Genomic DNA, 13032 nt, shown 5'->3' with positions numbered 1-13032 from the left:
CATCAAAAATTTAGTTTGTCAAATAATATCAGTAGTAAATTTAACGAAAACATAATTTTTTTCTAAATATTCTTAAATATCCATTATATAAATAAATATATAATCATAATAGTGCATAAAACATTGCATGCTATTTTGATTTATATGAAATATGATAGAGATAGAAATATGATATAAATTATGCATCGAGATTGTTTATATATTCTAAATTATAATACTTATAAGTATATAAAAAGAGACTCTATATTTTTTCAAGATGAACCATATTCTTTACTTAGCTAGCGCCTCAAAAACTTTTTTGTGTTGTTTGAGCATTCTTCTTATGATAAATTCAATTTTCTCTTCGTCTGTCATTTCTATCTATGGTACTTTTTTCAAGATTAAAAAGAAGAAAGAGTGGGGTTATTGTTTTTGAAAATATAGACTTTACCGTTTTTCTATTCTTCTTACAGCAGAAGAAAGATTCTGATTTACCTCTATAATTGACATTATTGCATCACTGTTAATATTCATATTTTTTTCTATATAATTAATATAGCTTTACTAGAATCAACAGCTTGTTAAAATTTGATTATTAGCTCCTTATCTTTACTTTCAAACTGTTCGTATTTTACACCTGCATCATCGAACATTCTTCTACTTGCAATACTGCTATCACTATCACGATATTTGTCAGATAAATAAACAACTCTTTTTATTCCCGATTGAATAATTGCCTTTGCACATTCATTACAAGGAAAGAGGGCTACATATAGAGTTGCTCCATGTAAATTGCCACGAGAATTTAATATTGCATTTAGCTCGGCATGACAAACATATGGATATTTTGTATCACACCAAGAACCTTCACGATCCCAAGGGAGCTTATCGTCATCACAACCAATTGGAAAGCCGTTATAACCAACCCCTACAATTATCTTTTGTTCATTAACAATGCATGCTCCAACTTGTGTATTTGGGTCTTTAGATCTCATAGATGAAAGAACCGCAATTCCCATGAAGTATTCATCCCAACTAATGTAGTTTTGTCTCTTTCCTGTCATAATCACCTCTTAAGAAGTTGATAATATCATCCATATATTCTTTCTGTACAGATTTGTACATTAAGAGTGAATGATGAGAGTGCTTGAAATCACCCTTCATTTCAACTTCTCTTTTTACATATATGTAATCATGACAGTACTTCTCAATTACTGCAAGATTTTTAAATGGAACTGTTTGGTCATTTTTATCGTGCATGACAAACATTGGTACACTTATCTTTTTTAAATCCTTTCTTATTTTATCAAATGCTTTTGATAGTGAAAGACCTTGCTTAATAAAAACTCCGCCATAGCCATTCCATTCTTCATTACCATCATTTGACTCAGGACGGCTATAAACTATTTTTGCTCCAATATTTTTAACAAATAGTGAAAGAGTAGGGGCAAGCATTGCTTTTATGTTTGTAAATATTCCATATCTGATATTGTTGTATGCAACAGGTGCACTAATTGCTACTAATCGATTAGGAGCAAGTGGGGTATTTGAGTATTTTTCACCAATGTTTAGTGTCATTGCGCCACCCATGGAAATTCCAAGTACATATAGTTTTTTATATCGTTTTCTCAAATTCTCATAATACGATGAAATATAGTTAAACCACTGGGTATAATTTGTTTTTTCAAAATCTTCTATATTACTTCCAAATGTTGGAATTAAAGGTGCATATGCATCATAACCTGCTTCATCTAATCTCTTTGCTGCATATGTATACATCTTAGGTGTAGTTGGAAAGCCATGAATCAGTAATACAGCTTCATCTCTTTTTTTATCATAAATAATACTTTTAGCATCATCACTAAAGCATTTTGATTCATCACTCATTAAAATCTCTTTATTCTTATCTCTATAAAAAGGAATATTCCAGTTAAGAAATAAGAATAAAAGTAATAAAAGCACAAAATAAACCATAAGTAAAAAATATAATGAATAATTAAGAATAGTAACTCACAATTAATTAGCTTTGTGAGCATCATCTTAGTTTTACTTTTTCTCTATTTGCAATTAAGTATGTACTCCCCTTATTCTTTCTACTAATAAGCAAGCCTCCATTAATTAGAGGTTGGATAATCTTGGCTCTAAAGTAGGATGAGTCAGATAGCAATAAATGGGATGCAATTTGGCTATATTTCTTTGGCTCTGTTAAGCAAAAAGATAATATTTGGGTTGCATATTCTTCATTAACATCTTCAATATAAGGAAAATCAATATTCGCTTTATTAATGAAACCATTATTAGTTAAATCAGGAAGGGTTAATGTGAAATGGTCGCTATAAGAAGAAACAAAAGGTCTAAAGCTATCTTCTTGATCTTTATAATCCTCCAAAATCTTATCAAATCCAGTCCTCTCAGCTTCCATTAACTTTAATGCTACTAGAATATCAAATATCAATGTGTTGCGTCGCTTAGATATGATATTTGAAAGAGTATATATGTAGTTTGAATTTTATCATGCAAATAAAAACTGCCAGGAGATGATATTTCAAGTCGATTAGAGAACATATCAATCTGAATTTGAGTTCCTGTCAAACTATAGTCACAATGTGCAAAAGCATTAACAACTCCTTCTAGAATAGATCGTGTTGGATAAGCATCGATATTCCTCCTTCCAAAGTCACTTTTAATAAAGGTATGGTTTTCTCTTGAAATTATAAAATCCATTGCAAACTTTATTCCTTCTAATATTGAACCATCAAATTTAGATATAGAAATAATTCTATCATCACCTCTATTTATTCCTTTAAAAATTGAACATTGTACTGTTGCTAAACCTTTGGCTTTATCAGAAAAGAGTATGCTTCCATTTCTTAAGAATCTGTTATTATCAAAGAAGCCCATTGCATATAATTTTTTCTCTGATAATATTGCACCATCGTTTTGAGTTGAAAATGTAGAAAATAATAGAGAAAAATTATCTTTTTTGTATTTTATTTCTGTAGGTAGTAAATCATATTCTGTAATATTTTTTTTGCCATCTCAATGATTTCTTCGTATGAAGCTCCATTTGTAAAGCCTTCTCTTCTTATATAAATAGCAGGAACACCATTGTATTTTAATATTACAGGTTTATTACTATCTGGACTAACTTTAACTAAGATGAGATATCTAGTAGTACCTCGTATTTCATATGAAGGGAAAGTAATTGTAATAATTGGACGAGGAAAAAGGTGTTCTTTGATTTTGTTATTTAAAAAGTTTCGTTCGTTATCAGCACTTGATTTATCAAATCCTATTAATTTCCCACTTTTGTCCTCAACACCTATAAATAATTCTCCCCCTTGGTTGTTTGCAAATCCGGCAATTGTTTTTAACCATCCTACAATATCTTCTCTATCAAGGCGTGCTTTATTTTCATGTGTTACGTCTTCAAATATCTGTTTCCCAATGAGATCTTTTAAACACATAAATTGCTACATCTAAACTTACTTTTACAGTATACTTCAAAGTAACTTCAAAGTGGAAAAGCAATATCATTTTTATTACAGATAAAGAATTAAAAAAAATGGTAGCAATGTATTTTTTATTGCTACCATCTACTGGTTTGAAGTAATTAAGCTTCTGCGATAATCATTGTATCTGATGTACTCTTTCCAGATCCAAGAGAACCACAGATTAATACTACAAGATCACCTTCACTAACAACTTTTGATGCTCTTGCAATTTGAAGTGCTTGAGAACGCATTACATCTCTATCATCAGTTAAATCTACATGGTAAGGATAAACACCATAGTCTAGCTTGAGTTGTCTTGTTGCTTTTTCATCTGTGCAGGAGGCAATAATTGGTACTGATGGACGATAGTAAGAAGCTACGTGAGCTGTATATCCTGTTACTGTACCAACTACAATAGCCTTAGCTTTTAAGAAGAAGGAAGCTTCAACTGATGCACTTGTTATAGTGTTTACGATATCCTGCTTTAACTTAAGATTATTCTTTAAATATCTATCTTGATAGTTAATTTGGTTTTCTGTGTATTCTGCAATTCTTGACATTGCCTTTACGGCTTCTACAGGGTATTTACCTGCAGCTGTTTCGCCAGAGAGCATTATAGCAGTAGTACCATCATAAATTGCATTAGCAACATCTGATACCTCTGCTCTAGTTGGTCTTGGATGCTCTGTCATTGAATCGAGCATTTGAGTTGCAGTAATTACAATTCTACCTTTCTTATAACACTTTTTAATGATATTTTTCTGGATAGCTGGTAACTGGTCAAAAGGTACTTCAACACCCATGTCACCACGAGCGATCATGACGCCATCTGCAATTTCTAAGATGGAATCAAGATTCTCGATACCTGAACCATTTTCAATTTTTGCAATTATTTGTACCTTTTCACCACCATTAACATTAAGTAGCTTTCTTAGTTTCTTAACATCATCTTGGTTTCTAACAAATGAAGCTGCAATAAAGTCAATGTCTTGTTCAATGCCAAATATAATATCACTTCTATCCTTTTCACTGATGAATACTTGGTCTACATCAACACCAGGAATGTTAATTGATTTCTTTGATGAAACTTTACCACCATTATCAACACGACAAACCATATCGCCATTAACAATGTCAGTAACTGTCATTGAGATTAATCCATCATCAATTAATATAGTTGTTCCAACCTTAACATCTTCTGAAAGGTAAGGGTAGGTAATTCCAACTCCATTTTCATCACCAATGTGTGATGAATCCTTAAAGAGGGTAAAGGTTTGACCTTCTTTTAATTCAACCTTTTTTTCAGCAAAATCACCAACTCTGATTTCTGGCCCCTTAGTATCTAGAATTAATGCTATAGGAGCATTCATTTCCTTTGATACTTTTTTAACCAAATCAATTCTAGCTTTATGTTCCTCATGACTTCCATGGGAGAAATTAAAGCGTGCCGCATCCATTCCCGCATTAATCAATGCTTTTATCTTTTCTTCGGTCTCAACAGCAGGACCCATAGTACAAATAATCTTAGTTTTTCTCATGGTCCAGATGATACCAAAATATAGCTATCCAATAAATAAACAAGTTCAATTATTTAACAAGAAAAAGCGTTTTAAAAATAAAAAAGCCCACCCATAAGAGTGAGCTTTGATAGTGTTTAATTTTTATTAACCTAAAACACCAGATGTAAGGATTGGAACTACCTTCATTAATACACCAGCTGCAACTGCAGAACCGATAACGCCAGATACGTTTGGTCCCATAGCATGCATGAGGAGGAAGTTCTGAGGGTCAGCTTCCTGACCAACCTTACTTGCTACACGAGCAGCCATTGGAACTGCTGATACACCAGCTGCACCAATGAGTGGGTTAATAGGGCGCTTTGGTGAAAGCTTATTCATAAGTTTAGCGAGTAAGACACCACCAGCTGTACCAATACCGAATGCTACCATACCAAGGAGGAGGATACCGAGAGTTTCAAGGTTAAGGAACTTCTCAGCAGCCATCTTTGATCCTACAGAAAGACCAAGACAAATTGTTACGATATTCATAAGAGCATTCTGCATTGTATCTGAAAGTCTATTTACTACACCACATTCCTTACAAAGGTTACCAAACATAAGAGCACCAATTAAAGGACAAGCAGAAGGAAGGAGGAGTGCACAAACTGTAAGTACTGAGATAGGGAAGATAATCTTCTCGACCTTTGATACTGGTCTGAGCTGTTGCATTCTAATCTTTCTTTCTTTTTCAGTTGTAAGAGCCTTCATGATAGGTGGCTGAATAATTGGTACTAAAGCCATGTATGAGTAAGCTGCTACTGCAATTGAACCGAGATAGTCTGGTGCAAGGTATCTTGTTACATAGATAGCTGTAGGACCGTCTGCACCACCGATGATACCGATACTTGCTGCAATATTTAAGTCGAAGTTAATTCCTGGAATAAATGAGAGGAATAAAGCACCGATTAATGCAGAGAAAATACCAAGCTGTGCAGCTGCACCAAGAAGAAGAGTTCTTGGGTTAGCAATGAGTGGTCCGAAGTCTGTCATAGCACCTACACCCATGAAGATGAGTACAGGGAAGAGACCTGATTCAATACCTGCGTTATAGAGAATCTGGATAAATCCAATAGCGCCGTTTGTTGGATCTGGAGCACCAGCGATATATGCGAATGGGATGTTTGAAAGTACACAACCCATTGCAATTGGAACTAAGAGAAGTGGCTCAAAGCCCTTCTTAATAGCAAGATAAAAGAGGAAGAAGCCGACAAGAATCATTACAGCGTTTCCCCAGCCACCTGACTGGAGAAAGCCATAGATACCTGTAGATTTTGCCAGCTCAACTAATCCATTGAGAATACTGCTCATCTATCACTCCTTAAGCGATTACCATGATAGTGTCATCAGCCTGGAGCTGATCACCCTGGTTGACTGAGATATCTGATACAACGCCATCACATGGAGCGTAGATTGGGTTTTCCATCTTCATAGCTTCCATTACAGCGATTTCATCGTTCTTCTTAACCTGATCACCCTTCTTAACGTTGAGCTTGAGGATAAGACCTGGCATTGGAGCCTTAACTTCTGTACCACCTGCTGGTGCTGCAACTGGAGCTGCTACAGGAGCTGCTGCTGGAGCAGGAGCTGCTTGAACAACCTGTGTGCCACCGATTGAGAGAATTACATCTCCAGCCTGGAGCTGATCACCCTGGTTAGCCTTGATTGCTGTAATCTTACCATCACATGGAGCATAGATTGGGTTTTCCATCTTCATAGCTTCCATTACTGCAATCTCTTGGTTCTTCTTAACTTCATCACCAACCTTAACATTCATCTTTAAGATAAGGCCTGGCATTGGAGCTGTTACATCTTGAGAACCTGTTACAACAACCTGAGCTGCTGCTGGAGCTGCGGCAACCTTAAGTCCGTCAGCAATTGAGAGAGGGTAAGAAACGCCATTAACAATTGCATTAGCACCATCAAGTTTAACACCATAAGCTGTGCCATTAACTGTTACTGTGTATTCACCAGAGGTATTCTTCTTAGCTGCTGGAGCACTCTTAGGAGCTTCCTTCTCAACTTTTCTAACACCATTAACCTTAGCTTTACCTGTGAGATAAAGGATACCCTTTTCCTTACAGCTAGCTGCAATAAAGATGTTTTCTTCGCTTTCTTCAAGGTTAGCTTCCTTAAGCATCTTAATAGCTGCTTCTCTACCCTTATTAGGGTTCTTATCGTTAAGGTCAACAACCTTTTCTGTTGTAGGCTCAAGCTTAAGCTGTTCTGCTGCTGCCTTTACAACTTCCTGATCTGGTTCAACTGGAGTCTTACCAAAGTAACCAAGAACCATCTTACCATAGCCTTCAGCAATCTTCTTCCATGGTCCAAACATTACGTTATTGAATGCCTGCTGGAAGTAGAACTGTGAAACAGGAGTTACAGAAGTACCGAAACCACCCTTCTTAACAACATCACCCATAGCTTCAACGATTTCTGGATATTTATCCATGAGGTTGTTATCACGGAGCATCTGAGTATTAGCTGTAAGAGCACCTCCAGGAAGAGGGAAGAATGGGATGTTTGGATTAACTTTTGTTGCCTCTGGTGGGAGGAAGTAATCTTTCATGCAGTTTTCAAAAACTCTTTCAGCTTCCTGTACCTTGTTAACATCGATTCCGAGGTCATAGTCTGTACCTCTTAATGCATGCCACATTGTAAGGATGTCTGGCTGACATGTACCACCTGAACATGGGCTCATTGAAAGGTCAACCTGTGTTGCACCAGCTTCAATAGCTGACATGTACTGCTGAATTGAAACACCAGCTGTTTCATGTGAGTGGAAAACGATATTTACGTTTGGTCCAAGGAGCTTTCTAGCTCTCTTGATTGTCTCATATACATTGTGAGGAGTTGATGTACCAGAAGCATCTTTGAAACAGAGAGAATCAAATGGGATACCTGCATCAAGAATCTGGCGAAGAATCTTCTCATAGAACTCTGGGTTGTGAGCTGCTGCATGATAGCTATCTGGAAGACTCATCATTGTAACAGTTACTTCGTGCTTTAAGCCTGCTTCGTGAATTGCTCTACCTGAGTCGATAAGGTTATTTACATCGTTTAATGCATCGAAGTTTCTGATTGTTGTCATACCATGCTTCTTAAACATCTGAGCATGGAGCTTAATAATATCTCTTGGCTGAGAATCGAGACCTACTACGTTAACACCTCTTGAAAGTGTCTGAAGGTTTGCATCTGGACCTGCAACTTCTCTAAACTCATCCATCATCTTGAAAGCATCTTCATTTGTGTAGAAGTAGAGAGCCTGGAAACGAGCACCACCACCTGCTTCAAAATGAGTAATTCCTGCTTCTCTTGCTGCTGCAACTGCAGGCATAAAGTCTTTTGTGAAAACTCTTGCGCCGTAAACAGACTGGAAGCCGTCACGGAATGCTGTACACATGAAATTAATTTTCTTCTTTGCCATTTGTTAATCCTTTGGTTTTAGTTGTTTGAACGCGCATAAGCGGCTGCAATGGCAGCTGCAATTTCGGCATCTTTATTTACACCTGAATTCTGTGGTGCTGCAGTGCTTTTTTTAGGAGCAGGAGTAGCTGGCTTTGCAGGAGCAAAACGTGCACATACCTTGCTCAAAAGCTTTGTTGTGAAAATGAGAATAGTCAAAAAGACGAATACAGTGCCCATACCAAGTACAAGAAGGACTAAGCCATCTTGAATTTGCTTGACAAGTACTTCTTTTGGCAAATTCGCTAACAGTGATAACATGTAAGCTTTCTCCTATTTTATATAATTTTATTTTTACTATAAGATTATCCACTAAAAACTATATCTCAAAACATATGCATATTTCAACTATTAGAGGGTAAAAATAGTGGTTGCAAAAATATATTTGGCTATACATAATTTGTCTTGTTATGTGTGGTAGAAAACAATTAAGAGTCGTGTATGACTATCTTAGAATCGTGTTCGGAACTTTTGTCGCTGCATGTGGCATAGCGCTCTTTTCAAATCCAGCAAAATTAACAGGTGGTGGAGTTACTGGTGTTGGAACAATACTGTACTACTCATTGGGATTTGACCCAGGTGTAGTAATGATGTGTATCAATATTCCACTATTCTTACTTGGTATGAAGGTCTTTGGTTCTGTATATGGCTTAAGGGTATTTGTTGGCTCTACATTACTTTCTGTATGGGTGTCTTTGATAGGAAATCTGACTCAATATAAAGGTTTCCTTGATTACTCAGATTCTGTAAATGTCTTATTATCCGCAATTGCATATGGTGTTTTAGTTGGTAGTGGAATTGGTATTGTAATGAGAGCGGGCTCTAACTGTGGAGGAACAGATATCCTGGCTCAAATAGTTGCAAAGCACACTCCATTTGCAGTAGGAAGTATTGAATTTTTAATGAACATTTCTGTCGTGATGATAGGAACTTTTTTCTTTGGCCTGCGAAATACCTTAATGGCATTTATTGCCATGTATATTTCTGGAACAATGATTAATTTAATGGTTGTTAAGGTTGGAACAAGTCTTGCAAAGACGGCCTTTATTTTCTCAAATGAACGATGTCCTGATATCTCAAGAAGAGTAATTACCGAACTCCATCATGGTGGTACATTATTTAGAGGAACAGGAATATACACTTCAAAAGAAAGAAATATGTTGATGGTTGTTGTTCATAACAACCAATTAATGACACTTGAAAAGATTGTACATGAAGAGGACCCAACAGCATTCATGTTTATTAATGATGCTTATCAGGTCCTTGGTAATGGCTTTCAACCTTTAAATAAAGTTGAAAATAATAAGTGATAAAACGACAGTAATAATACCTGTGAAGGTAAGTGCAACTGAGGATACTGCTCCTTGAACATCTCCAAGCTCAACTGCTTTACTTGTTCCTACAGCATGGGAGCAGGTTCCAATTGCAACACCTTGTGTTATTGGATCTTTGACCTTTAATAGCTTTATTAAAACAGGTGCTAAGATATTACCAGTAACACCTGTAATTATTACTGCAAGTACTGTAATAGATTCAATTCCACCAATTGATGAGCTAACAGCAATTGCCATTGGTGTTGTAATACTCTTAGGAAGCAGTGAATAGGTAATTGGATCTGACAAAGAGAATAATTTACAAAGTGCTAATACAGATACAATTGAAGTAATTGCTCCAACAAAAGTTGCTAAAGCTATTGTTAGAAAGTTTTCTTTTATTAGCTTTCTCTGGCGATAAATAGTAAGTGCAAGTACTGCTGTTGCAGGTGTTAAGAAGAGATTAATAAAATCTCCTCCATTAAGATACCACTCAAGAGGAATGTTAAATACTTTCAAAAATGAAATAATTATAACATAGCTAATAAGGAGTGGATTTACTAAAGCAATCTTGGTTTTCTTATTTAAAACAACGCCTATATAATAAGCGATAATTGAAATTGAAATGCCAAATAATGGGGAAGAAAAAACAGCTTCTTTCATTTTTTCCCTCCAGTTAATTTGTTAACTAATATAACTGTTAGTGTTGTTGTACAGAAAACTAAAACTGTACTTACAATCACGATAATAAAGATTGGGAGCCAAATTGATTTAATTGTCTCAAAGTGCTCAATAATCTTTACACCAGCAGGTACGAAAAAGAAAGCCATATTAGTAAGTAAAAAATCACTCTTTTCTTTAATATGGTCTACTTTAATAAGCCCTGTTAATAAAAGGACCAATAAAAGTAGTAGTGCAATTATAGAGGCTGGGACTGGAAATGGAATGATAGCAGAAAGGGCCTCTCCTATAAGACATATAGTGAAAATCACTGAAATCTGAATGAGAATTTTCATGGTTCATAGCTTTATCACAAAGCCTTTATGTATTCAAGCAGGAGAGATAAAAAATGGCATGCTTTTTCGCATGCCATAAAAACTATTTTCTTCTAATTTGTATGTGCGAAAGGAATTCTTGATAACTATTTGTAGGGTTTTCTACTGGCTCATAATCTACAAGAGGGTAGTTTTGCATTACGAAATCAATATCTTTATCACCTCTACCTGAAAGGTTAACAAGGATAATATCATCTTTTTTGCTCTCTTGGGCTAATTTTACTGCATATGCAACGGCATGACTTGATTCAAGAGCTGGAATAATACCTTCCATTCTTGAAAGTGCATAGAAGGCTTCAACAGCTTCTCTATCTGTTGCTGTTTTATAGTTTACTCTACCAATAGAGTGTAGGTAGCTATGTTGAGGTCCCACACCAGGATAATCTAAGCCTGAGGCAATTGAATAAACAGGAAGAGGATTACCTTTTTCATCTTGAATTACTAAAGACTTAAAGCCATGTAAGATACCTTCTGTGCCCTTTGCAATTGTAGCTGCATGATTAGGTGTATCAAGGCCCATACCTGCAGGCTCAACACCATAGAGCTTAACTGAACTATCTTCAATAAAGGCAGAAAAAATACCCATTGCATTAGAACCACCTCCTACACATGCAACAACACTATTAGGAAGCTGTCCTGTCAGTTCTTGAATTTGTTTTTTTGCTTCAAATCCAATTACAGATTGGAAATCTCTAACCATCATCGGGAAAGGATGAGGACCTACTACAGAACCAATACAATAAATTTGGTTAATAGGGTCTTGTAAATAGGCTTTAAATGCTTCATCTACTGCATCTTTTAATGATCGTGTACCTGATTTTACCGGAATAACTTTTGCCCCTAATACCTTCATTCGAGATACATTTGGAGCTTCCTTCATAACATCGATTTCACCCATGTAGATATCACATTCAAGACCCATGAGAGCTGCTGCAGTTGCGAGGGCTACTCCATGTTGTCCTGCACCAGTTTCTGCAATTACCTTCTTTTTACCCATCTTCTTTGCAAGTAAAACTTCGCCAATACTATGGTTGATTTTATGTGCTCCTGTATGGTTTAAATCTTCTCTCTTAAGATAGATTTGTGCTCCTCCAACTGCCTCAGAAAGGCGCTTGGCATAGTACACAGGTGAAGGCCTTCCTGTATAGTGTGTTTGAAGGTCATTGAGCTCTTTAATAAACTCTGGATCCTTGCTAATTCTTTCATATTCCCTCGCCACTTCATCCATTACCTCTTGTAGCTGTGGAGGAATAAAAGAACCACCATAAGTGCCAAAGAAACCTTTATCGTCAGGAAGATTACAACTATTAATACCATTATTTACTAAATTTAACATATATTTCTCCTTAATGTTCTTGTATATAGAATCATTACTATATATAATAACATTATTTCAATTGGTAATCTACAATAATTTTAATCTTTCTTTGTTCTCTAAACTTACTCGCTTAGAATCTCTGCATTTTTGCTTTGCCATCTTTGATAATTCTTTATCTAACATGGAAAAATACTTACATGTTTGCTCTGGATAGTTTATGTAGCAACAGGAGGTAAGCCAAGCAATTCCCATTTTTAGTAGATAATTATCGCTATTAACTGAGACAGCCTTAGTCATTATTTCATCAACTGTGTCTGCTGTTAAAAAGTGATCCATCAATACCACAAATGCAAACCTAGCTGTCATAGGAATAGGGGAGGCTGTAAGATTGATAAAATAGTCATAAGCCTCCTTTTTATCCTTCTTAGGAATGTATAGTGCTGCTCCTACAGAATCAGTTGCCATCCAGGAAACTAATAAAGGATAGAAAGCTTCAAGCTTTACTATTTTTTCTGAAAAGCTTTCCTTTTTAAATGCAATAATAAAGCCCTTTAATAGAACATCTTCGATATAGTTAATTTCGATATCATCACTATCAAAGGTCTTTGCTAACTTTTTTACTTCAATAACACTTACTCCTGCACTTTTATATGGGGACTCAGGAATAAGTGAATTTGTAAATTTTGCTTTTCTTTCTCTATCTGGGTAAATAGACCAATCAATATTAATAGCCAAGTGATTCACCTACTAATATTACACTTACTCTTTGTTTATTGAGCTGTTTTGACATAATAAGAGTATTTCTACAAATTGTGTCATCGCCACAGTGGGCTGCACACATTAAATGGTTTT

At 35.6% G+C, this 13032-nt stretch carries 14 protein-coding genes; 1 reads left to right on the top strand and 13 read right to left on the bottom strand.

Features of this window, described 5'->3' with window-relative positions; genetic code table 11:
• Nucleotides 1-560 precede the first annotated feature (560 nt).
• The 9 genes from SOY52_RS08275 to SOY52_RS08235 all read right to left on the bottom strand — a co-directional run bounded on the left by SOY52_RS08275 (nucleotide 561) and on the right by SOY52_RS08235 (nucleotide 8755).
• Nucleotides 561-1043 (bottom strand): dCMP deaminase family protein, encoded by a 483-nt coding sequence (locus SOY52_RS08275; protein ID WP_320848482.1) that lies wholly within the window; start codon nucleotides 1041-1043, stop codon nucleotides 561-563.
• Nucleotides 1015-1866, bottom strand: a complete 852-nt coding sequence (locus SOY52_RS08270) for an alpha/beta hydrolase (RefSeq protein ID WP_320848481.1) — start codon at nucleotides 1864-1866, stop codon at nucleotides 1015-1017. The genes SOY52_RS08275 and SOY52_RS08270 overlap by 29 nt, the downstream gene beginning before the upstream one ends.
• Nucleotides 1867-2014: 148 nt before the next feature.
• Nucleotides 2015-2434 (bottom strand): hypothetical protein, encoded by a 420-nt coding sequence (locus tag SOY52_RS08265; protein WP_320848480.1) that lies wholly within the window; start codon nucleotides 2432-2434, stop codon nucleotides 2015-2017.
• Nucleotides 2431-2880 (bottom strand): ATP-binding protein, encoded by a 450-nt coding sequence (locus tag SOY52_RS08260; protein WP_320848479.1) that lies wholly within the window; start codon nucleotides 2878-2880, stop codon nucleotides 2431-2433. The genes SOY52_RS08265 and SOY52_RS08260 overlap by 4 nt, the downstream gene beginning before the upstream one ends.
• Nucleotides 2881-2969: 89 nt before the next feature.
• The gene (locus SOY52_RS08255) at nucleotides 2970-3446 is read right to left on the bottom strand and encodes an ATP-binding protein (protein WP_320848478.1); all 477 of its coding nucleotides are present in this window, start codon (nucleotides 3444-3446) and stop codon (nucleotides 2970-2972) included.
• A 146-nt stretch (nucleotides 3447-3592) separates the two neighbouring features.
• The gene (gene pyk, locus SOY52_RS08250) at nucleotides 3593-5011 is read right to left on the bottom strand and encodes a pyruvate kinase (protein ID WP_320848477.1); all 1419 of its coding nucleotides are present in this window, start codon (nucleotides 5009-5011) and stop codon (nucleotides 3593-3595) included.
• Between the two features lie 126 nt (nucleotides 5012-5137).
• The gene (locus SOY52_RS08245; protein WP_320848476.1) at nucleotides 5138-6340 is read right to left on the bottom strand and encodes a sodium ion-translocating decarboxylase subunit beta; all 1203 of its coding nucleotides are present in this window, start codon (nucleotides 6338-6340) and stop codon (nucleotides 5138-5140) included.
• 10 nt (nucleotides 6341-6350) lie between these two features.
• A complete protein-coding gene (locus SOY52_RS08240; protein ID WP_320848475.1) occupies nucleotides 6351-8456 on the bottom strand; it encodes a biotin/lipoyl-containing protein in 2106 nt (701 codons plus the stop codon).
• 17 nt (nucleotides 8457-8473) lie between these two features.
• A complete protein-coding gene (locus tag SOY52_RS08235) occupies nucleotides 8474-8755 on the bottom strand; it encodes an OadG family protein (RefSeq protein WP_320848474.1) in 282 nt (93 codons plus the stop codon).
• Nucleotides 8756-8865: 110 nt separating this feature from the next.
• On the opposite strand from SOY52_RS08235, the gene SOY52_RS08230 reads away from it, so the two are divergent.
• The gene (locus SOY52_RS08230) at nucleotides 8866-9804 is read left to right on the top strand and encodes a YitT family protein (protein WP_320848473.1); all 939 of its coding nucleotides are present in this window, start codon (nucleotides 8866-8868) and stop codon (nucleotides 9802-9804) included.
• On the opposite strand, the gene SOY52_RS08225 is transcribed toward SOY52_RS08230, so the two are convergent.
• The 4 genes from SOY52_RS08225 to SOY52_RS08210 form a co-directional block, all read right to left on the bottom strand.
• Nucleotides 9778-10470 carry an LrgB family protein gene (locus SOY52_RS08225; RefSeq protein WP_320848472.1) on the bottom strand — a complete coding sequence of 231 codons (693 nt, stop codon included), beginning with the start codon at nucleotides 10468-10470 and terminating at the stop codon, nucleotides 9778-9780. The genes SOY52_RS08230 and SOY52_RS08225 overlap by 27 nt on opposite strands.
• On the bottom strand, nucleotides 10467-10823 hold the full coding sequence (locus SOY52_RS08220) for a CidA/LrgA family protein (RefSeq protein WP_320848471.1): 357 nt from the start codon (nucleotides 10821-10823) through the stop codon (nucleotides 10467-10469). The genes SOY52_RS08225 and SOY52_RS08220 overlap by 4 nt, the downstream gene beginning before the upstream one ends.
• An 82-nt stretch (nucleotides 10824-10905) precedes the next feature.
• Nucleotides 10906-12198, bottom strand: a complete 1293-nt coding sequence (gene trpB, locus SOY52_RS08215) for a tryptophan synthase subunit beta (protein ID WP_320848470.1) — start codon at nucleotides 12196-12198, stop codon at nucleotides 10906-10908.
• 69 nt (nucleotides 12199-12267) lie between these two features.
• Complete coding sequence (locus tag SOY52_RS08210; RefSeq protein ID WP_320848469.1) at nucleotides 12268-12915, bottom strand: hypothetical protein; 648 nt, start codon at nucleotides 12913-12915, stop codon at nucleotides 12268-12270.
• Between the last annotated feature and the right edge of the window lie 117 nt (nucleotides 12916-13032).

This window comes from Bullifex sp. (assembly GCF_034103065.1).
Classification (GTDB): Bacteria; Spirochaetota; Spirochaetia; order Sphaerochaetales; family Sphaerochaetaceae; genus Bullifex.
The sequence above is the reverse complement of the archived record's forward strand: the minus strand, read 5'-3'. Positions and strand labels throughout refer to the sequence as shown.